Origin of the sequence: Aeromonas sp. sif2416, assembly GCF_019218665.1 — a bacterium.
Lineage (GTDB): Bacteria > Pseudomonadota > Gammaproteobacteria > Enterobacterales > Aeromonadaceae > Aeromonas > Aeromonas encheleia.
This window is the reverse complement of sequence record NZ_JAHUXC010000004.1, coordinates 68864-90015: the sequence shown is the minus strand read 5'-3', so window position 1 is coordinate 90015 and position 21152 is coordinate 68864. Positions and strand designations below refer to the sequence as shown.

The following is a 21152-nucleotide window of genomic DNA, read 5'->3' as shown; positions in this document are numbered from 1 at the left end:
CGATGCAAATGGGGCCATCATAGCCTGAAAGCGGCCAGCTTGAGAACGATGGCTATCCGCCCCGCGTCACAGCCGCTCATCCCGCGGCTCGAACAGTATGCCGGCGGACTCCTGCTGCTCGCCGGTCAGCAGGAAATGGGACACCTGCTCCCGGGTCTGATTGAAGACTTGCTGCAACTGGATAAGCTCGCTCTCGCCCAGCTCCTCTTTCAGCCGCAACCGCCATTCCAGCTCACCGGCCAGCAGTTGCAGGCGGGAGGCGGAGATGTTGGCCGACACCCCCTTCAGGGTGTGCAGCAGGCGGCAAGCCACCTCGGGTTGCTGACGGCGCAGGGCGGAGCGGATCTCCCAGAGATCGTCCTTGTGCTCGGACAGGAACAGTTTGAACAGGATCTGCAACGCCTCCCTGTCCTGCTCCAGCCGGCGCAGCGCATCCTCCAGATCCAGCACTCCCATCAGAGCCGGCGGCTTCACCTCGAGCGGTGCCCGTCGCTCGCCGTTGGCGTTCTTCACCCACTGCAGCAGGTTGTTGTAGAGATCCAGCTTGCTGACCGGCTTGGTGACATAGCCGTTCATGCCGACGCCGAGGCAGCGCTCCTTGTCCCCCGGCATGGCGCTGGCGGTCAGCGCTATGATGGGCACATCGTGTTTGTCCACCATCTTGCGGATCTGGCGCGTCGCGTCCAGGCCATCGAGTACCGGCATCTGCAGGTCCATCAAAATAACATCGAAAGGCTGCTCCGCCACCTGCTCCACCGCCTCGCGGCCATTGTCGACCACGGTGACCACCGCCTCCACCCGGCGCAGGTACTCCATGATGAGCTGCTGGTTGACCCTGTTGTCTTCCGCCAGCAGTACCCGGGTGCCGTGCAGCAGATCGCGAAAGTGCTGCTGATCCCCCTGCGCCTCGGCCTGACGCACGTTGCGATCATGGGAGCTGCCATTGAGCAGCTCATCCACCTTGGCCAGCAGCGCATTCTCGGTCATCGGCTTGGCCAGGAAGTGGGTCAGCCCCATGCTCTCCATACGCCCGTGCAGCCCCTCCCTGGCCCAGGCGCTGGTCATCAGGACCGGCAACCGCCGCCACTGGCTGTGCTGGTACATCTCGAGGGCAAGATCCAGGCCATCCTCCTGACCCATGCGCCAGTCGAGGATCGCCAGCCGGATATGGTGGCCCTCCTCCCGCAGCACCTGGCGGGCGCGGGAGATGCTGTTCACCGTCATCACGGTGGCGCCGGCCCGGCTCAGGATGTCCTTGGCCAGCTCCAGCACCAGCTCGTTATCGTCCATCATCAGGATCAGGGGCTGCTGCTCGAAGAAGACCCGCCGCCCGGAGACCCCATAGACGGCCTGGGACAGGGGGATCTCGAACTGGAAGGTCGAGCCCACCCCGGGTTTGCTCTGCACGCCTATCTCGCCTCCCATCAAGCCCACCAGCCGCTGTGAGATGTTGAGGCCGAGGCCGGAGCCGCCGTATTTGCGGGTGTTGCCCGCCTCCAGCTGGGTGAACGGCTGGAACAGCTGCGCCTGCTTCTCTGGCGCTATGCCGATGCCGGTGTCGCGCACGCTGAAGCGCACCCGCATCGGATGTTGGTTGACCAGGGTGATGGCCACCTCCACCTCCCCCCGCTCGGTAAACTTGATGGCGTTGTTGACCAGGTTGACCAGCACCTGGCCGAGCCGGAGCGGATCGCCGCGCAAGAAGTCAGGTACCGCCGGTGACTTGTTGATGATCACCTCGATCTGCTTGCGCTCGGCCAGATCGGCGAACATGGCCGCCAGCGAGTCAAGCTGCTCGCTCAGGTCGAAGTCGATCTCCTCCAGGGTCAGCTTGCCGGACTCCACCTTGGTCAGGTCCAGAATGTCGTTGATGAGCAGCAGCAGGGTGTCCGACGAGGATTTGATCTTGTTGAGATAGTCCCGCTGCTGCTGACTGAGATCCGTCTGCAGCGCCAGGGCGCTGAAGCCGATGATCGCATTCATGGGGGTGCGGATCTCGTGGCTCATGTTGGCCAGAAAGTCGCTCTTGGCCTGGGCCAGCAGCCCGGTATGACGGGACAGCTCGCTCAGCTTCTGGTTGCGGCGCCACAGGGTGGCGGCCACCAGCGAGAAGCTGAGCAGGGCGCCGCCCAGCACCATCAGGTAGAACCGGCTCTTGAGGGAGGAGGCCAGATCCAGCTTGCTCTGCTTCCACAGCGGCAGCGAGTTCAACTCTTTCATCTCGATGATCTGGTTGCGCAGGCGGTGATACTCCATCACCTGGCGATTGAGCTCCTGGCTGAGCTGATTGATCGCCATGACCTGGGGCTGCTGCCCATAGCTCTCCTTGATGCGCTGCTGCAGTTGTTGCAGCTGGCGCTGATCACTCATGTCCCAGCTGCGTCTGAGATAGTGGCTGAGCCTGACCAGATCGGTGAGATCGTTGTGCAGCGCCGTCTCCCGCGGCATGGTCGCCGTCAGCGACTTGAGCTGGCTCTGGAAGCGGGGCTCCAGGTATTCGATGGTCATCTCCATGGTATAGAGCTTGGCCAGATCGAGCAGGTAGCCATCGATGTCCCGCTGCAACGCCTGGGACTTGGGATCATCGGCCGAGTCCGGATCCTCGCGCACCCGGCTCACGAAGTTGTCGAGGCTGCTGGACAGCTGGCTGAGCCGCAGCTGCACGCTGCCATCGCTGGCCTTCTCGCGGCCCAGCAGATAGACGGTGTCGGTATTGATGCGGTTCAAGACCAGCTCCGCGGCCACACTCAGCTCGGAGGCGCGTTGTTGCTGGCTGAGCAGTTGCCAGCAATAGGTCGAAAACGCCAGCAGCGATATGATGATAAGGCTCAGGACAACGCGATTGACGCGTGCAACACTCTTCATCCCGTCTCGATTCTCATGTCATGGCCGGCCACCCGGTGATGGATGCCACCGCAGAAAGCCAACTGTGAAAAATAACTGACGGCTATGTTACCGTTAGTCAGTTCTATATATGCAATAAAGATGTTGCCGGGCCTTATGGAGGAATCAATTATGTCACTTATCACCACCTATTGTAGCCACTGCTTTACCCGCAACCGCCTGCCCAGCGATAAATTGGATTCAAATGCTAACTGCGGTCGCTGCCGCGCCGCGCTGTTCGGCGTCACCCCCCTGGTGGGGCGCACGGCGCAGTTCGACATCCTGATCGGCTCCGACATCCCGGTCGTGGTCGATTTCTGGGCCAGCTGGTGCGGCCCCTGCCTGCAGTTTTCCCCTGTCTTTCAGCAAGTTGCCAAGGAGCTCGAGCCGCGTATCCGCTTCGTGAAGGTCGACACCGAACAGGAGACAGCCATCGCCAGCCGCTATGCCATTCGCAGCATTCCCACCCTGATGGTCTTCAAGCGAGGCGAGATCCTGGCCCAGCGCAGCGGCTCCCTGCCCCCCAGCCTGTTGCGGGAGTGGCTGCTCTCCCTGACCAATAGGGATGAATGATAAATAATTGTTTAATTTATGTTTACGATTAGATCCATTTTCACTTGACTCTGTGAGTCGCGACATGGTTTGACGACTTCCCCCTGTTTCAAACGGGGGGATAAATGTAACCTCGGCAACACAACAACAACCATAAATTAACCGAGAGAACAACATGCATACCTCTGCAGTCCCTTCCGCCCCCTCACGCTGGCTGGACATCAAGGCCGGGATCGTCATTCTCGACGTCCTGCTGCTCTGTGCCATGCTCGCCTGGCTCCCCTTTGACCCCATGGTCAACAAGGGGCTCGGCATCCTGATCTTCATCGCCATTCTCTGGCTGACCGAGGCGGTGAACATCACCATCACCGCCCTCACCATCCCGGTACTCGCCACCCTGCTCGGGGTGTTCGACATGAGCAAGTCGCTGACCGACTTCGCCAACCCTGTCCTGTTCCTCTTCTTCGGTGGCTTCGCACTGGCCGCCGCCCTGTCCAAACAGGGCCTCGACACCCAGATCGCCGCCAAGGTGATGCAGCTCGCCAAGGGCCACCTCGGCTGGGGGGCCATCGTGCTCTTCACCATCACGGCAGCGCTCTCCATGTGGATCAGCAACACTGCCACCGCAGCCATGATGATGCCGCTCGCCCTCGGCATGCTCAAGGGGCTCGATATCCACAAGGAGCGCCGCACCCTGGTCTTCGTCCTGCTGGGCGTGGCCTACAGCGCCAGCATAGGCGGGATTGGCACCCTGGTCGGCAGCCCCCCCAATGCCATCGCCGCCGCCCAGATGGGCCTCGGCTTCACCGACTGGCTGAAGTTCGGCATCCCGGTGGTGCTGATCTTCATGCCGGTGGGAATTGGTCTGCTCTATTGGGTGACGCGCCCCAACCTCTCCCATCGCGTCAGCACCGAGAAGGTCACCATCCAGTGGACCGGCCAGCGCAAGGTGACCCTGCTCATCTTCCTGGCAACAGTGCTGTTGTGGATTGGTTCGCAGCCCATCGCCGCGGCGCTGGGCGGTATTCCCCAGTTTGATACCCTGATCGCCATGGCCGCCATCCTGGCCATCGCCGTCAGCCGGGTCGCCAACTGGGACGATATCAACCAGAACACCGACTGGGGTGTGCTGCTGTTGTTCGGGGGTGGCCTGACCCTGAGCTCCATCCTCAAGCAGACCGGTGCCAATGCCTTCCTGGCGGAACACCTGTCCGGCGCTCTCTCCACCATGCCGATCTTCATCATCCTGTTGTGCCTTGCCGCCTTCGTGGTGTTCCTGACCGAGCTGGTGTCCAACACCGCCACCGCCGCCCTGCTGGTGCCGCTGTTCGCCGGTGTGGCCGAGGCGCTGGGCGTCTCCCCCATAGTGGTATCGGTGCTGATCGCCGTCGGCGCCTCCTGTGCCTTCATGCTGCCGGTGGCCACGCCGCCGAATGCCATCGTCTTCGCCAGCGGCCACATCCAGCAGCGCGAGATGATGCGGGCCGGTCTGGTGCTGAACCTGGTGTTCACCGTCATCCTGACCCTGCTGGCCTATTTCTTCGGCGATATACTGCACTGAGAGGAGAAAATACCCTCCCGCTCGACAAGGCCCCTGACGGGGCCTTTTTTATCTCTGCTATCTCCTGCCCCTCTGCCCCATAGACCGCCTTCCACTCAAGCTCGCCCTCACCCGCCATGGGTGGAGCTGGTGCGCTCGGTCGCGTCAACGCAACCTGTTATCGGTCTGGCCTCTCCTGCCCCTGACCCTGCCTCCGCTGGCCGCCTTCGACTCAAAACCGCCGCCAGCGGCCATGGCGGGGAGCACACTAGTTTGCGTTCGGTGCGCAACGGGCACAAAAAAACCCCGCGATGCGGGGTTCTTTCATATCGGGCGTTTATCAGCCCACGTTGCAGCTCTGCAGGCTCCAGATCTTGTCCACGTAATCCTGGATGGAGCGGTCGGAGTTGAACTTGCCCATGGTGGCCGAGTTGATGATCGCCTTCCTGGCCCAGAGCGCCGGATCCCGATACCAGGTATCGATCAGCTTGTGCGCGTCCGAGTAGGCGGCAAAATCGGCCAGGGTCAGGTAGGGATCGCCCCCTTCCAGCAAGGAGCGCTTGATGGCGGAGAGCTCGCCCGGACGACCCGGCGTGAAGTAATCGGTATCGAACCAGTCCAGCACGGCCTTGAGCTCGGAGTTGGCATAGTAGAAGTCGTACGGGTTGTAACCGCGCGCCTTCAACGCCTTCACCTCGTCCACGTTCAGGCCGAAGATGGCGCAGTTCTCGACCCCCGCCTCCTCCGCGATCTCGATGTTGGCCCCGTCCAGGGTGCCTATGGTGATGGCGCCGTTCAGTGCCATCTTCATGTTGCCGGTACCGGATGCCTCGTAACCGGCGGTGGAGATCTGCTCTGAGACATCGGCGGCCGGGATCAGCTTCTCGGCCAGGCTGACGCGGTAGTTCGGCATGAACACCACCTTCAGCTTGCCCTGGATGCGGGCGTCGTTGTTGACCCGCTCGGCCAGCTTGTTGATGGCGTAGATGATGTCCTTGGCCAGCTTGTAACCGGGCGCCGCCTTGGAGCCGAAGATGAACACCCGCGGGTGCATGTCATAGTCGGGGTTCGCCAGCAGGCGACGGTAAAGCGCCATGATGTGGATGAGGTTCAGCTGCTGGCGCTTGTACTCGTGCAGGCGCTTGATCTGCACGTCAAAGATCGCCTCGGCGCTGACATCGATGCCGGTCTCGCCCTTGATGACCTTGACCAGCTTCTCCTTGTTGTGGCGCTTGATGCGCATGAACTGCTGCTGGAATGCCTGATCGTCGGCAAATTTGGTGACGGCACGCAGCTTGTCCAGCTGCAGCGGCCACTCTTTACCCACCACTTCGTTATAAAGTTCGGCCAACTCGGGGTTGCAGGCCAGCAGCCAGCGCCGGGGGGTCACGCCGTTGGTGACGTTGCACATCTTCTGGGGCCACAGCTCGGCATACTCGGGGAAGAGATCCTCCTTCACCAGCTTGGAGTGGATCTCGGCCACGCCGTTGACTTTGGAGGAGCCGATCACGCACAGGTTACCCATGCGCACCTTGCGCACGTCCCCTTCTTCGATGATGGAGAGCTTGGCCTTGATGGCATCGTTGCCCGGCCACTTGGGTTCGACCAGCTCATCCAGGAAGCGGGCGTTGATCTCGTAGATGATCTCGAGATGACGGGGCAGCACCTTCTCGAACAGGCTGACGCTCCACTTCTCCAGCGCCTCCGGCAGCAGGGTGTGGTTGGTATAGGAGAAGACCCGGTAGCAGATGCCCCAGGCGGTATCCCAGTTCAGGTCTTCTTCGTCCACCAGCACCCGCATCAGCTCGGGGATCGCCACGGTCGGGTGGGTGTCGTTGAGCTGAATGGCGATCTGGGCGGCAAAGTTGTCGAAGTTGCTGCCATGAGCCCGCTTGTAGCGGCGCATGATGTCCTTGATGGAGCAAGCGCAGAAGAAGTACTGCTGGATCAGGCGCAGCTCCTTGCCCGCATCTGTCTCGTCATTCGGATAGAGCACCTTGGAGATGGTCTCGGCCTGGGCCTTCTCCGCCTGGGAGTCGATATAGCCGCCGGCGTTGAACACATCCCAATCGAAGAACTCGGAGGCGCGGGACTCCCACAGCCGCAGGATGTTGACGGTGTGACCGCCAAAACCCACCACAGGGATATCCCAGGGCACCCCTTTGATCTTGCGACCGGCGTGCCACACCTTCTTCAGACCGCCGTTGTCACCAAACACCGTCTCGACGTAACCGTACAGCGGGATCTCCTGCACGGATTCCGGGCGGCAGATCTCCCAGGGGTTGCCATATTCGCGCCAGGAGTCCGGGCGCTCGATCTGGCGGCCATCCTGGATCTCCTGGCGGAACAGGCCGTGTTCGTAATGAATGCCATAGCCCACCGCCGGGTAGTTCAGGGTGGCCAGGGAGTCGATGAAGCAGGCGGCCAGGCGACCCAGGCCACCGTTGCCGAGCGCCATGTCGGGCTCTTGTTCACACAGGTCGGTCAGTTCCAGACCGAGTTCGCCAAGAGCCTCTTCGCAGACCTTGTACAGGGAGAGGTTATGCAGGTTGTTGGAGGTCAGGCGCCCCATCAGGAATTCAGCAGAGAGATAGTGAATGGCACGAGTATCTTTCTTGAAGTGAGTCTGCTGAGTGCGGGTCAGGCGCTCGTACACCTGTTCGTTGACGGCGGCCGCGGTCGCTTTCCACCACGCTTCTGGCGAGGCTTTCTGTTCGCTTGTCCCCAAGGTAGAACGCAGGTGACGCACGATACTCGCCTTGAGCTGATCTTTATCCAGTTGGAGATCCTGGTCTGTCTTCTTCTTGGTAGCCATAAACCATTTTCCTTCGTTACAAATAAAAAAATGTTATCCCATTCGGGACCGGCGCTGTTGTTATCTCAGAATATGTTCCGGCGTGGGCATACTAGCTAAAGCCGATGGTTCAAACGTTAACATGAGTCACACTTTAACGCATGAAAATGACAGTTCAAGCATGAAAACCCTTTCCTTAAACTTGCCTGAATGAAATAAAAATAACGATAAAAATCATCAAGTTGCTTATTAATGAAAAATATACATCCATGAATAGGTTTTCAATGATTGCCAGTGGCTGAAAATACGTGAAAATAACCCCAAGGACGGCGCTCGTTGAAACCGGTTTCAATAATCGACGGGGCCATGCATCAATTAAGAGAAGGTGCCCCGGTTGGGACACCCTCCGTGACCGAATTAGCCATGAGCCTTGAACTGATTGCTCATGGGATCATAGTGATAGCCAATCTGCTGCAGGCGCGTGGCCAACTGATCCTCTGTCATGTCGTAGTAGGCCAACAACTCTTCCAGACCATCGCACTCCAGCCGCAGCTTCTCGTTGATGATCCCGAGCAGAATATTGGCGTCCAGCCGTTGCAAGGTGCTGACATCCATCTTGGTCTCTCCTCTTCCCATACATACTGTATAACCATGGGCGCCTGCCCTGGCTTTGTCCATAGCGCAAAAAACACCCAATTCGGTTTGAATGTAAATTTCCTTTTTATTCAATCAACTAGCTCATCGCGTTGTTAATCCGCTCACATTTTTGACCATAAATGACTTGTCACTGGCACGAGTTACAACTACTGTATGTGCATACAGCATGGTTATTCATACAGGACAAACATATGAGCCAGCCCCTGAGTCACCGCCCCCTCGTTTCTACCGTCGGCCTGATCACCCCCTGGCCCACCCGCCATCAGGGCAAGGGAGAGCACGATCACCGGCTGGCGACCCATGCTCATGAAACCCAGCTGCTCGACGAACTGGGGCGACTGAGTCAGGACAAGGGTGGCTGGATCCTGCTCATAGCCCCGCCGGGCTTACCCGCCGCCGAGCAGTTGCAGGCACAGGGGATCGATCCCGCCCGGGTGCTGGTGGTGCACGGCGCCAAGATCAAGAACTGGCAACGCATGCTGGAGCAGAGCCTAGGCAACGGCCACTGCGCCGCCGTGCTGACCTGGTTGCCCGAGCAGATCGCCCTGGATCGCGCCAGATTGAACAAGCTGGGGCAACGCTTCGGGGTGCTGACCCGCTTCTTCGAACCCAAGGGAGCCCTGCCCGCCCAGAGCGGCCCCCTCTGCTACGGCGGGCAGGATGTCTACCTCAATCACTGAGAGTCGACAGAGCGCGATGGGCGACGTCTAGGAACTGGTTATCCCGCCCTTCCTCACATCCTGCGGACACGAAAAAGGCGACCCTGGGGTCGCCTCTTGTCACATCGGTTTTTATCACAGCGGGGCTTGCCACGAGGCGTGCACCCGCACAGGGTCATCACCGAGCGGACGACCCTCGCCATGCCGGATCAGGAGAGCTTGACATCCAGCTCGGCGATCCTGGCCGACCAGTAGGCCGGGCCGGTTTCATGGATGTTGTTGCCCTGGGAGTCGACGGCCACTGTCACCGGCATGTCCTCCACCTCGAACTCGTAGATGGCCTCCATGCCCAGATCGGCGAAGGCCACGACCCGTGCCTTCTTGATAGCTTTCGCCACCAGGTAAGCGGCGCCACCGACGGCCATCAGGTAGACGGCCTGGTGCTCCTTGATGCTCTGCACCGTCTTGGGGCCCCGCTCGGACTTGCCGATCATTCCGATGAGGCCGGTCTCGCCCAGCATCATGTCGGTGAACTTGTCCATTCGGGTCGAGGTGGTGGGGCCTGCCGGGCCGACCACCTCGTCACGCACCGCATCGACCGGGCCCACGTAATAGATGAAGCGGTTGGTGAAGTCGACCCCTTCTGGCAGCCCCTCACCCTTCTTGAGCATGTCGGCGATGCGTTTGTGGGCCGCGTCGCGACCGGTCAGGATCTTGCCGGAGAGCAGCACGGTATCGCCGCTCTTCCAGCTGGCGAGCTCGGCCTTGGTGATGCCATCGACGTTGACCCGGCGCACATTGCCACCCGCTTCGCGGGTGATCTCCGGCCAATCGCTCAGCTTCGGCGGCGTCAGCTCGGCCGGGCCAGAACCATCCAGCTCGAAGTGGACGTGGCGGGTGGCGGCGCAGTTGGGGATCATCACCACCGGCTTGGAGGCGGCGTGGGTCGGGGCAGACTTGACCTTCACGTCCAGCACTGTGGTGAGGCCTCCCAGCCCCTGGGCACCGATCCCCAGCTTGTTGACCTTGTCGTAGAGCTCGACCCGCAGCTTCTCTTCGGTGGTCTCGGGACCACGGGCGATCAGCTCCTGAATGTCGATGTGCTCCATCAGGGCTTCCTTGGCAAGCACCGCGGCCTTCTCGGCGGTACCGCCGATGCCGATACCCAGCATGCCGGGCGGGCACCAGCCGGCCCCCATGGTCGGCACCGTCTTCAGCACCCACTCGACCACGTCATCGGAGGGGTTGAGCATCACCATCTTGGATTTGTTCTCGGAGCCGCCGCCCTTGGCCGCGATGCTCACCTCTACCTTGTTGCCTTGGATCATGTCGATGTGCACCACGGCCGGGGCGTTGTCCTTGGTGTTCTTGCGGCTGCCGGCCGGATCGGCCAGCACGCTGGCACGCAGGGGGTTGTCCGGATTGGTGTAGGCGCGGCGCGTCCCCTCATCCACCATCTCCTGCACCGTCATGTCACTGTCCCACTGCACCTGCATGCCGATCTTGACGAAGCAGGTGACGATGCCGGTGTCCTGGCACAGGGGACGGTGCCCTTCGGCTGACATGCGGGAGTTGATCAGGATCTGGGCCAGGGCATCCTTGGCGGCCGGGTTGATCTCGCGGTCATAGGCGGCCTTGGCGGCCTGGACGAAGTCGAGGGGGTGGTAGAAGGAGATGTACTGCAGGGCGTCGGCAATGGAATCGATAAAGTCCTGTTTTCTAATGATGCTCATATCATCCTCACTGGTCCTTGTCTTCGCAAACGCGAGCAAGGGCTTCCATATGAGCCGGGCTCTCGGCCTGCGAAAAGCGTCCGCGGGACCGAGAGACAACGGCGTGTTTTTTCTAAAAATTCCGGCGGCTATGATACGCTTGAGCTCCCATACCGGCTAGGGAGCTGGGTGCAAACTGTTGCCTGTGTAACAAAAAATGAAACCAAGACTGCATATCCACCATTTCGACCCGCAAAGATCGCTCCACGAGCTGTTTGGCCAGTTGCAACCGCAACCCTGGGCCATCTTGCTGGAGTCAGCCGGTGCCCAGGGCGCCGACAACCGCTTCGACATCCTCAGCGCCGATCCCCTCGCCACCCTGGAAACCCGCGGTGCCAGCACCTGTCTGCGCCGTGGCAACACCGTCGAGCAACATGATGGCGATCCCCTCAGCCTGCTCGCCAGCACCCAGCGCGCCTTGCTGGGGGAGCTGACGCAGGAGGCCTGTGCACTGCCCTTTATCGGCGGTGCCCTCGGGCTCTTTGGCTATGATCTGGGGCGGCGGTTCGAGCGTCTGCCAACGCAGGCCCGCGCCGACATCCGGGTGCCGGACATGGCGGTGGGGATCTACGACTGGGCACTGCTGCGGGAGGTGGCGAACGGCGCCTGGCAGCTGGTGCATTGGGGGGACGAAACGGGGCTCGCCAGCCGGCTGCAATGGCTAGAGGCGCAGCTGGCGCAAACGGCGCCCCCCTGTGCCTCGCGAGAGGCCTTCTCGTTGCAAGGGCCCTGGCAGAGCAACATGAGTCGGGCCGAATACGGTGAGAAATTTGCCCGCATCCAGGCCTATCTGGCGGCGGGGGATTGCTATCAGATCAACCTCACCCAGCGCTTCAGCGCCCCCTATCGAGGGGATGAGTGGTCCGCCTATCTCAGCCTCAGCGCGGCCAACAGGGCCCCCTTCTCTGCCTTCATCCGGCTGGAAGAGAGTGCCATCTTGAGCCTGTCGCCGGAGCGCTTCCTGCTGCTCGACGGCCGCCATATCGAGACCAAGCCCATCAAGGGGACCCGCCCACGGCTTGCCGATCCGCAGCAAGATCAGGCCAGTGCCCTCGAGCTGGCCAGCGCCGACAAGGACAGATCGGAGAACCTGATGATCGTGGATCTGCTGCGCAACGACATCGGCAGGGTGAGCCGCCCCGGCAGCGTCAGCGTGCCGCACCTGTTTGCGGTGGAGTCCTTCCCCGCCGTGCATCACCTGGTCTCCACCATTCATGGCGAACTGGATGCCCGTTGGCAGGGGGTGGATCTGCTGCGCGCCTGCTTCCCCGGCGGCTCCATCACGGGGGCGCCCAAGATCCGGGCGATGGAGATCATCGAGGAGCTGGAGCCCCAGCGGCGCAATGCCTATTGCGGCAGCATCGGCTACCTGAGCCAGCACGGCCGGATGGACACCAGCATCTGCATCCGTACCCTGATCGCCGAGGCCGGACGGCTCCATTGCTGGGCGGGGGGTGGCATCATCGCCGACTCGGACGCAGACAGCGAGTATCAGGAGACCTACGACAAGGTCGCCCGTATCTTGCCGCTGCTGGCTGCCCTGCGCCAGTGACGGCCCCTTGCACCGCCCACGGGGAGGGAAACATCAAGATGGACAGTGCCGAACTGCTGACCCGGTTTCTGCTGCAGCGCCCTGCCCCTGCACATCGGCTGATGCTGGCCGGGCTCAAGCCGGCGGCCGTGCTGCTCCCCCTGGTGGAGCGCCCCACCGGGCTGCAGCTGCTGCTGACCCGTCGCAGCGCGCAGCTGCGCCACCACCCGGGGCAGATCAGCTTCCCCGGTGGGCGTCAGGATCCGGAGGACGAGAGCCTGATCCACACCGCGCTGCGAGAAACCCGGGAGGAGCTGGGGATCCCCTCATCCAAGATCCACGTCATCGGCAGCCTCACCCCGCTCAACACCATCTCCCTCTACGACGTGTTGCCGGTGCTGGCCATGGTCGACGCCGATTACCAGCTCACGCTGAGCCCCGATGAGGTGGAGCAGGCTTTCGAGGTGCCGCTCAACCATGTGCTGGATCTGGCGCACCACATCGCCCTGACCATCCCCAGGGCCGGCAAGCACCACACCATCTACTGGATCCCCTGGCAGCAATCTTTCATCTGGGGGGCGACCGCCAGCATGATCCGCCAACTCTCCGCGCACCTGTCAAAATAACATCCCAATAACCTCGTCGGATGAAAAATTATCCAATTAACACTCAACTAACATTGAATATGATAAAGAGATTTTGATTTTTTATTCTTTTGATCACATTTTTATAAGAAAGTACGGGGTTGCGCCTCATAAAGGTGAATCTGATCAACATTTTTGATTAAAAAAAAAGTATTCTTGCGCCGACTCAATCAAAACTACACATTCGGGGTAAGACACATGTCTAATACTGTCACCGGCGCACAAGACGTCGCGGCCACACAGGAGCAAGGTACCCGCTCCCTGCAATCTCGCAGTTGGAACAAGCAGGACACCACCTGGGTGATCAGCCTGTTCGGTACCGCCGTCGGGGCCGGTATCCTGTTCCTGCCCATCAACGCCGGCATGGGTGGCTTCTGGCCACTGGTGGTGATGGCCCTGCTGGTGGGTCCCATGACCTACCTCGCCCACCGTGGGCTGGCCCGCTTCGTGCTCTCCTCCAAGAACCCCAATGCCGACATCACCCAGGTGGTGGAAGAGCATTTCGGCGTCGGTGCCGGTAAATTAATCACCCTGCTCTACTTCTTCGCCATCTACCCGATCGTGCTGATCTACGGGGTGGGCATCACCAACACGGTGGAAAGCTTCTTGGTCAACCAGTTGCAGATGACGGCACCTCCGCGCTGGATCCTCTCCATCGTGCTGATCATGGGGATGATGTCGGTCATGCTGGCCGGTGAGAAACTGATGCTGAAGGTCACCGAGATGCTGGTGTACCCGCTCATCGCCATCCTGGCGGGCATCTCCCTCTATCTGATCCCGGACTGGACCGGTGCCGCCCTGGCCCAAGTGCCTTCCACCAAGGACTTCGCGACCACCCTGTGGCTGACCATCCCGGTGCTGGTGTTCTCCTTCAACCACAGCCCGGCCATCTCCAGCTTCGCCCTGGCCCAGCGCCGCGACTACGGTGACAATGCCGTCGCCAAGTCCGATGCCATCCTCAAGCGTACCGCAGCCATCCTACTGGGCTTCGTGATGTTCTTCGTCTTCTCCTGCGTGATGAGCCTGACCCCGGCCCAGCTGGCGGAAGCCAAGTCCCAGAACATCGCCGTGCTCTCCTACCTGGCTAACCAGCACTCTAGCCCGATCATCTCCTACTTCGGTCCGCTGGTCGCCTTCGTTGCCATCGTCTCCTCCTTCTTCGGCCACTATCTGGGTGCCCGTGAAGGTCTGCGCGGCATGATCAACCAGCAGATGCGCAGCGCCGGCAAGACGGGTACAACCTCCAAGAAGGTTGAGCTGTTCATCATCGCCTTCTTCATCCTGACCCTGTGGGGCGTGGCCGTGATCAACCCCTCCATCCTCGGCATGATCGAGTCACTGGGCGGCCCCATCATCGCCACCATCCTGTTCCTCATGCCGATGTACGCCATCAAGCGTGTGCCGGCCATGGCGAAGTATCAGGGTCATATCAGCAACCTGTTCGTCACCATCATGGGGCTGATTGCCATCTCCGCCATCCTGTATCAGCTGTTCGGCTAATCCTCTCGGCCTAGCCAACAAGCAAATGCCCGCCAGTGATGGCGGGCATTTTTTATTGCCTGTCTTAGCACCATGGCCTGCGTGCTCTGGATTGGCGATCGTTCCCTGATCGCGACACTCCTACGCCCCCCGCTCTGCTATTGGGATCCTGGCAGCCCTTCTTTAAGCGCCAGTCGCCGAACCCTGGCCCCATACCCTAAAGCACCCGACATCCGAGAGGGACAAGGGATGTCATCGAGAACATGGAAAGGGCGGGGCGCTTGGCACCATAAGTGACAGAAGAGCCATATCCTCTCCCCCACAGCCAGCGCCCCTAAGACCTGTCGCAGCCCATCTCCATGCGCAGTGCTGGTGCGAGTCCCCGGCTCGAAACCCATAGAGCCCCAGTCGAGATGGGATGTCAGCGGGGCACTCGTGCCACTGAGCCGCTTGCGGTTAGCTGCCCCCCAAGACCCCAGCTGGTGGCATCTAGGCCCACCTAAGTGACGGGTTCAAGGCAAGGCGAACAACGAACAGCCACCGGCTAGCCTGCCAGGGCAAATCCCCCATCCCCTCGCCCTCTTTTGCGGCCATAAAAAAACGCCCTCCGGAGAGGGCGTTTCTGGCGGTTTGACGCGCGCTTATCAGGCTTCGCGGCGAGAGAGCGGCGCTGCATCCAGCAGGGTCTCATCCTCGGCCATACAGGCGGCCGCGGTAAACAGCACGTCGGTGGAGCTGTTGAGCGCGGTCTCGGCGGAATCTTGCAGCACCCCGATGATGAAGCCGACGGCCACGACCTGCATGGCGATGTCATTGCTGATGCCAAACAGGCTGCACGCCAGCGGGATCAGCAGCAGGGAGCCACCGGCCACGCCGGAAGCGCCGCAGGCACTGATGGTCGCGACCACGGAGAGCAGAACGGCGGTCGCCAGATCCACTTCCATCCCCAGGGTGTGCACCGCCGCCATGGAGAGCACAGTGATGGTGATGGCGGCACCGGCCATGTTGATGGTCGCCCCCAGCGGAATGGAGACCGCATAGGTATCTTCCGGCAGACGCAGTTTTTCACACAGCGCCATGTTGACCGGAATGTTGGCGGCAGAGCTGCGGGTGAAGAAGGCGGTCACACCGCTCTCTTTCAGGCAGGTCAGCACCAGCGGATAGGGGTTGCGCTTGATCTTCCAGAACACGATGAGCGGGTTGACCACCAAGGCGATGAACAGCATGCAGCCAATCAGCACCACCAGCAGCTGGGCATAGCCGAGCAGGGCACCGAAGCCGGTCTCGGCCAGGGTGGATGCCACCAGACCCAGGATACCGAGCGGCGCGCAGCGGATCACTGCCCTGACGATGGTGGAGACCCCGTGGGACAGATCGGAGATCAGTACCTTGGTGCTCTCGTTGGCGTGACGCATGGCGATGCCCAGACCGATGGCCCAGGCCAGGATGCCGATGTAGTTGGCGTCCATCAGCGCCTTCACCGGGTTGGTGACCACGTTGAACAGCAGGGTCTGCAGCACTTCGGTGATGCCACCCGGCGGGGTGATATCGGCGCTGTTGGCGACCAGATGCAGGTTGGAGGGGAACAGGAAGCTGGCAACCACGGCCACCACGGCGGCGGCGAAGGTGCCAAACAGATAGAGGGCGAGCAGCGGGCGAATGCTGGTCTTCTGACCCTGTTTGTGGCCGAGGATCGCCGCCATCACCAGCACGAAGACCAGCAGCGGGGCGACCGCCTTCAGGGCACCGACGAACAGGCTGCCAAGCAGACCCGCCGCCTTGGCCCATTCCGGCATGAACATAGCAAGTAGGATACCGAGTACCAGACCGACCAGGATCTGGCTAACCAGACTGGTGCTGTTGACCAGTCGTATGAGGGGGTGTTGTTGTGTCATCAAATAGTCCCTGTGCACTCAAGGTGCGTGAATCAATAGTCCTGTTGGCAACCTGCCACACGCCGGGATGCCGGCACACTGACGGCGATCCCTCTTGGCAGATCTTCTTCTGGATCCGTCCAAATACGCGCGGGGCTGCGGACAAGGAATATCCCATCTGCCACCGTTTTTTTCCACATAATCACTGAAAAATATCAGGGTCACCTCACAAAAAATCTACAACAAGGTGATAACACAATATCAACTACGGTCAAATAATAGCCATTCCAGTCCGTTCATCGGCCGAGCCGACGCCAACGTGCTATCATGCCGCTCTTTGTGCTGGAGCCCTGCCATGATCCCCACCCTGTTGACCCGACACTTCGGCTTCGATCAATTGCGACCCGGCCAGGAAGCGGTGATCAGCCGCCTGCTGGCTGGCAAGAGTGCGGCGGCCATCTTCCCCACCGGCTCCGGCAAGTCCCTCTGCTATCAGCTGCCGGCACTGGCATTGCCTCATCTGACCCTGGTCATCTCCCCGCTGATCGCACTGATGCATGATCAGCTCGCCTTCTTGCGCGGCAAGGGCATTGCCGCCGCGACCCTGGACTCCAGCCAGACCGTGGAGGAGAGCCGCCGCGTGATGCAGCAGGCCAGTGACGGTCAGCTCAAGATCCTGATGATCTCGGTGGAGCGGCTCAAGAACGAGCGCTTTCGCCGCTTCATCGCCCAGGTGCCACTCTCCTTGCTGGTGGTGGACGAGGCGCACTGTATCTCCGAGTGGGGCCACAATTTTCGCCCCGACTACCTGAAGCTGCCGGATCATCGCCGCGAGCTGAATATTCCTCAGGTGTTGTTGCTCACCGCCACCGCCACCCCGGCGGTCATGGCAGACATGCAGGCCAAGTTCGCCATCGAGGAAGAGGATCTGGTGGTGACAGGTTTCTATCGCGCCAACCTGGATCTCGCCGTCATCCCCCTGGCTGGCCCGGCGCGCGATGGCTGGTTGCGCGACGAACTGCAACGAGACCCCAAGTCCCCCACCATCGTCTACGTCACCCTGCAACACAGCGCGCAGCAGTGTGCCGAGCAGCTGCAGGCCATCGGCATCCGCGCCAGCGCCTATCACGCAGGGCTGGATCCTGCCATTCGCAGCCAGATCCAGCATGACTTCATGGCGGGTCGACTGGATTGCATCGTCGCCACCATTGCCTTTGGCATGGGCATCGACAAGGCCGATATCCGCCGGGTCATCCACTACGACTTGCCCAAGTCCATCGAGAACTACAGCCAGGAGATCGGCCGTGCCGGGCGGGATGGTCACCCCTCCCGCTGCACCGTGCTGGCCAGCCGCGCCCAGTTGCCGGTGCTGGAGAACTTCGTCTACGGGGATACGCCGGACAGGACCGCCATCCTGGCCTTGCTCGAGATCCTGCGCGAGAGCGGCGGCGAGTGGGAGTTTGGCCTGCTGCGCCTCTCCAACGAGACCAACATCCGCCAGTTGCCGCTCAAGACCCTGCTGGTCTACCTGGAGATGGCGGGGATCATTACCCCGGCCTACAGCTATTTCGCCGAATATCGCTTCAAGTTCGTGCTGGACAAACAAGAGATCCTGGCCCGCTTCAATCCGGATCGGCGCCAGTTCCTGGAGCAGCTGTTTGCCTGCGCCCCCCAGGCGCGCAGCTGGTGCACCATGGATTTCGATGCGCTCTGGCAGGGTTATCAGGGGGAGCGGCAGCGCGGTGCGGCAGCGCTGGATTATTTGCAGCAGCAAGGCTGGATCGAGCTGGAGAGCAAGCAGATGACGGATGTCTATCGGGTATTGCGCCAGGAGCTGGACATAGCGCCGCTGGCCGATCAGCTGCATGCCCTGTTCGAGCAAAAGGAGCGAAGTGAACTGGCCCGGCTGCAGGCCCTGCTGGCCTTCTTTACCTCGACCCGTTGCCTGAGCCATGAACTGGCCCACTACTTTGCCGATGAGCAGGCGCCGAGCCACTGCGGCCACTGCTCCGTTTGCCGGGGCGAGATTGCCATCCTGCCCCAGCTGCCGACCCTGGGCTTGCCCAACGAGTCCGGCTTGCGCGCCTGGTGCGATCCCCTGGTGGCCCTGTGCCAAACCCAAGATCCCCGGGTCCTGACCCGCTTCCTGTGCGGCATCGCTACCCCGCTGACCACCAAGGCCAAGGCAAAAAGTCTGGCCGGTTTCGGCCGGTTGGCCGCGCATCCCTTCGCCGAGGTGCTGACGGCGGTCTCCCGCCTGTACCCCACCGCGCCTTGATGGCGCAAGTTTGCCGGACGCCGAAAAAATAAGACCCTCGCGGATGCGAGGGTCAAGCCAACGGAAACGTGCTTAAACAGAGCTTAGTATCTGCACAGCCACCCACTCTCTTGCTAAAGCGATGACTGCTCGACACAGGGCCAATCTAGTGCAGCCAGAATGTAGCGTCAATGTAAAAATTAGAGCTTAAACACAAAACAGAACACATTACGTTAACGTAAACGAAAATCAAATATCTCTACTTCCCCCTGTCAGCCTTGTCCCGCCTGACATTCCGTAAATCAGAAGCGAACGCCGCCGCTTTCCCTGCCTGCCACACAAACATTTATTTTTTATGTCTTTGACATTTACATCACTGTCGTGGCAAAAATAATTTAACAGTCAGTAACATAGGTATGTCATTGACTGCACCTTCCCGCACAAGGATCGGGAAGCCCCGTGCAAACTTAAACCAATGATGGCGATGGATTACTGGGGGCTGTTGACTAGGCTTAAGAGGAAAACAGAACAAAAGTAGTGATCCACTCTTTTTCAGGGTAAGCGACTATAACGAGGGCTAAGTTATGGGCATCTTCGAGCACTATCAACAGCGGTATGAGAAAGCCAGAGAGGAGGAGTACAGCATCCAGGAGTTCCTGGACATGTGCAAACAGGATAAATCCTGCTATGCCTCCGCCGCCGAGCGTCTGCTGGTTGCCATCGGCGAACCGGAAATGGTCGATACCTCGGTCAATCCGCGCCTCAGCCGCCTTTTCTCCAACCGCGTCGTCGCACGCTATCCCGCTTTCAAAGACTTCTATGGCATGGAGGAGGCCATCGAGCAGATCGTCTCCTACCTCAAACACTCCGCCCAGGGGCTGGAAGAGAAGAAACAGATCCTCTACCTGCTGGGGCCTGTCGGTGGCGGCAAGTCATCGCTGGCCGAAAAACTCAAATCCCTGATGCAGAAGGTGCCTATCTATCGCATCAAGGGTTCACCGGTCAACGATCACCCCTTCTGCCTGTTCGACATCGAGGAAGATGGCGAGATCTTGGAGAAAGAGTACGGCATCCCGCACCGCTACCTGCGCCCCATCATGTCGCCCTGGGCGGCCAAGCGGCTGCACGAATTCGGCGGTGATATTTCCAAGTTCAAGGTGGAGAAGGTCAACCCCTCCATCCTGGATCAGATCGCCATCGCCAAGACCGAACCCGGCGATGACAACAACCAGGACATCTCCTCCCTGGTCGGCAAGGTCGATATCCGCATGCTGGAGCACTATGCCCAGGATGACGCCGATGCTTATTCCTACTCAGGCGCGCTGTGCAAGGCGAACCAGGGGATGATGGAGTTCGTGGAGATGTTCAAGGCTCCCATCAAGGTGCTGCACCCCTTGCTGACCGCGACTCAGGAGGGGAACTACAACGGCACCGAGGGTCTCTCCGCCCTGCCCTTCGACGGCATCCTGCTGGCTCACTCCAACGAGTCGGAATGGCAGCAGTTCCGCAACAACAAGAATAACGAGGCCTTCCTCGACCGGGTGTACATCGTCAAGGTGCCCTACTGCCTGCGCGTCTCGGAAGAGGTGAAGATCTACGAAAAACTGCTGATCAACAGCGAACTGACCGATGCCAAGTGTGCCCCTGGCACCCTGGAGCTGCTGGGTCAGTTCTCCGTGCTCTCCCGCCTGAAGGAGCCGGAAAACTCCAGCCTCTACTCCAAGATGCGGGTCTATGACGGCGAGAGCCTGAAAGACACGGATCCCAAAGCCAAGAGCTATCAGGAGTATCGCGACTATGCCGGCGTGGATGAGGGCATGAACGGCCTGTCGACCCGCTTCGCGTTCAAGATCCTCTCCCGGGTATTCAACTTCGATCACGCGGAAGTGGCCGCCAACCCGGTGCACCTCTTCTACGTGCTGGAGCAGCAGATTGAGCGGGAACAGTTCGCGCAAGAGCTGCACGATCGCTACCTGGAGTTCATCAAGGGCTACCTGACCCCGCGCTACGTGGAGTTCATCGGCAAGGAGATCCAGACCGCATACCTCGAGTCCTATTCGGAGTACGGTCAGAACATCTTCGACCGCTACGTCACCTATGCCGATTTCTGGATCCAGGATCAGGAATACCGCGACCCGGAGACCGGCCAGCTGTTTGATCGGTCGTCGCTAAACAGCGAGCTGGAGAAGATCGAAAAACCGGCGGGGATCAGCAATCCGAAAGATTTCCGCAACGAAATCGTCAACTTCGTGCTGCGTGCACGGGCCAACAATGCAGGTCGTAACCCCAACTGGACCAGTTACGAGAAGCTGCGCACCGTGATCGAGAAGAAGATGTTCTCCAACACGGAAGAGCTGCTGCCGGTTATCTCCTTCAACAGCAAAACCTCGGCCGAGGAGCAGAAGAAGCACGATAACTTTGTCGAACGGATGATGGAGAAGGGCTACACCCGCAAACAGGTGCGCCTGCTCTCCGAATGGTATCTCAGGGTACGCAAGTCATCCTGACCC

13 protein-coding genes are annotated in these 21152 nt (G+C 60.5%); 8 read left to right on the top strand and 5 right to left on the bottom strand.

The annotated features are described in order from the left end of the window. Positions 1-66: 66 nt before the first annotated feature. Positions 67-2865 carry a response regulator gene (locus KW821_RS09585; RefSeq protein ID WP_218291275.1) on the bottom strand — a complete coding sequence of 933 codons (2799 nt, stop codon included), beginning with the start codon at positions 2863-2865 and terminating at the stop codon, positions 67-69. Between the two features lie 150 nt (positions 2866-3015). On the opposite strand from KW821_RS09585, the gene trxC reads away from it, so the two are divergent. Further along, a complete protein-coding gene (gene trxC / locus KW821_RS09580) occupies positions 3016-3456 on the top strand; it encodes a thioredoxin TrxC (protein WP_218291274.1) in 441 nt (146 codons plus the stop codon). 154 nt (positions 3457-3610) lie between these two features. Beyond that, positions 3611-4996 carry a DASS family sodium-coupled anion symporter gene (locus tag KW821_RS09575; RefSeq protein WP_218291273.1) on the top strand — a complete coding sequence of 462 codons (1386 nt, stop codon included), beginning with the start codon at positions 3611-3613 and terminating at the stop codon, positions 4994-4996. Positions 4997-5315: 319 nt separating this feature from the next. Here KW821_RS09575 and KW821_RS09570 read toward each other — a convergent pair whose 3' ends face one another. After that, on the bottom strand, positions 5316-7790 hold the full coding sequence (locus tag KW821_RS09570; RefSeq protein ID WP_218291272.1) for a glycogen/starch/alpha-glucan phosphorylase: 2475 nt from the start codon (positions 7788-7790) through the stop codon (positions 5316-5318). Between the two features lie 396 nt (positions 7791-8186). After that, complete coding sequence (locus KW821_RS09565) at positions 8187-8384, bottom strand: DUF4250 domain-containing protein (protein ID WP_005323525.1); 198 nt, start codon at positions 8382-8384, stop codon at positions 8187-8189. Positions 8385-8617: 233 nt separating this feature from the next. Between KW821_RS09565 and KW821_RS09560 the strand changes: the two genes are divergently transcribed. Then, positions 8618-9106: a cell division inhibitor gene (locus KW821_RS09560; RefSeq protein ID WP_218291271.1), complete on the top strand. Its 489-nt coding sequence runs from the start codon at positions 8618-8620 to the stop codon at positions 9104-9106. 188 nt (positions 9107-9294) lie between these two features. On the opposite strand, the gene KW821_RS09555 is transcribed toward KW821_RS09560, so the two are convergent. Beyond that, positions 9295-10818, bottom strand: a complete 1524-nt coding sequence (locus tag KW821_RS09555) for a fumarate hydratase (RefSeq protein ID WP_218291270.1) — start codon at positions 10816-10818, stop codon at positions 9295-9297. 196 nt (positions 10819-11014) lie between these two features. On the opposite strand from KW821_RS09555, the gene pabB reads away from it, so the two are divergent. From pabB to KW821_RS09540, 3 genes are all read left to right on the top strand, one after another. Further along, the gene (gene pabB / locus KW821_RS09550; protein ID WP_218291269.1) at positions 11015-12409 is read left to right on the top strand and encodes an aminodeoxychorismate synthase component I; all 1395 of its coding nucleotides are present in this window, start codon (positions 11015-11017) and stop codon (positions 12407-12409) included. 38 nt (positions 12410-12447) lie between these two features. Then, positions 12448-13014, top strand: a complete 567-nt coding sequence (locus KW821_RS09545) for a CoA pyrophosphatase (RefSeq protein WP_218291268.1) — start codon at positions 12448-12450, stop codon at positions 13012-13014. Positions 13015-13230: 216 nt separating this feature from the next. Next, on the top strand, positions 13231-14532 hold the full coding sequence (locus KW821_RS09540; RefSeq protein ID WP_218291267.1) for a serine/threonine transporter: 1302 nt from the start codon (positions 13231-13233) through the stop codon (positions 14530-14532). Positions 14533-15155: 623 nt separating this feature from the next. On the opposite strand, the gene sstT is transcribed toward KW821_RS09540, so the two are convergent. Beyond that, positions 15156-16406: a serine/threonine transporter SstT gene (gene sstT / locus KW821_RS09535; protein WP_218291266.1), complete on the bottom strand. Its 1251-nt coding sequence runs from the start codon at positions 16404-16406 to the stop codon at positions 15156-15158. Between the two features lie 334 nt (positions 16407-16740). Between sstT and KW821_RS09530 the strand changes: the two genes are divergently transcribed. Both KW821_RS09530 and KW821_RS09525 read left to right on the top strand, forming a co-directional pair. Further along, positions 16741-18663 carry an ATP-dependent DNA helicase RecQ gene (locus KW821_RS09530; protein WP_218291265.1) on the top strand — a complete coding sequence of 641 codons (1923 nt, stop codon included), beginning with the start codon at positions 16741-16743 and terminating at the stop codon, positions 18661-18663. Positions 18664-19226: 563 nt separating this feature from the next. Next, positions 19227-21149, top strand: coding sequence for a PrkA family serine protein kinase (locus KW821_RS09525; protein WP_042652300.1), 1923 nt, complete (start codon positions 19227-19229; stop codon positions 21147-21149). Positions 21150-21152 lie beyond the last annotated feature (3 nt).

Coding starts and splice junctions, on each gene's coding strand:
- KW821_RS09540 (WP_218291267.1), top strand. CDS start 13,231: ATGTCTAATACTGTCACCGGCGCACAAGACGTCGCGGCCACACAGGAG.
- KW821_RS09555 (WP_218291270.1), bottom strand. CDS start 10,818: ATGAGCATCATTAGAAAACAGGACTTTATCGATTCCATTGCCGACGCC.
- KW821_RS09565 (WP_005323525.1), bottom strand. CDS start 8,384: ATGGATGTCAGCACCTTGCAACGGCTGGACGCCAATATTCTGCTCGGG.
- KW821_RS09560 (WP_218291271.1), top strand. CDS start 8,618: ATGAGCCAGCCCCTGAGTCACCGCCCCCTCGTTTCTACCGTCGGCCTG.
- KW821_RS09530 (WP_218291265.1), top strand. CDS start 16,741: ATGATCCCCACCCTGTTGACCCGACACTTCGGCTTCGATCAATTGCGA.
- trxC (WP_218291274.1), top strand. CDS start 3,016: ATGTCACTTATCACCACCTATTGTAGCCACTGCTTTACCCGCAACCGC.
- KW821_RS09575 (WP_218291273.1), top strand. CDS start 3,611: ATGCATACCTCTGCAGTCCCTTCCGCCCCCTCACGCTGGCTGGACATC.
- KW821_RS09525 (WP_042652300.1), top strand. CDS start 19,227: ATGGGCATCTTCGAGCACTATCAACAGCGGTATGAGAAAGCCAGAGAG.
- sstT (WP_218291266.1), bottom strand. CDS start 16,406: ATGACACAACAACACCCCCTCATACGACTGGTCAACAGCACCAGTCTG.
- KW821_RS09570 (WP_218291272.1), bottom strand. CDS start 7,790: ATGGCTACCAAGAAGAAGACAGACCAGGATCTCCAACTGGATAAAGAT.
- pabB (WP_218291269.1), top strand. CDS start 11,015: ATGAAACCAAGACTGCATATCCACCATTTCGACCCGCAAAGATCGCTC.
- KW821_RS09545 (WP_218291268.1), top strand. CDS start 12,448: ATGGACAGTGCCGAACTGCTGACCCGGTTTCTGCTGCAGCGCCCTGCC.
- KW821_RS09585 (WP_218291275.1), bottom strand. CDS start 2,865: ATGAAGAGTGTTGCACGCGTCAATCGCGTTGTCCTGAGCCTTATCATC.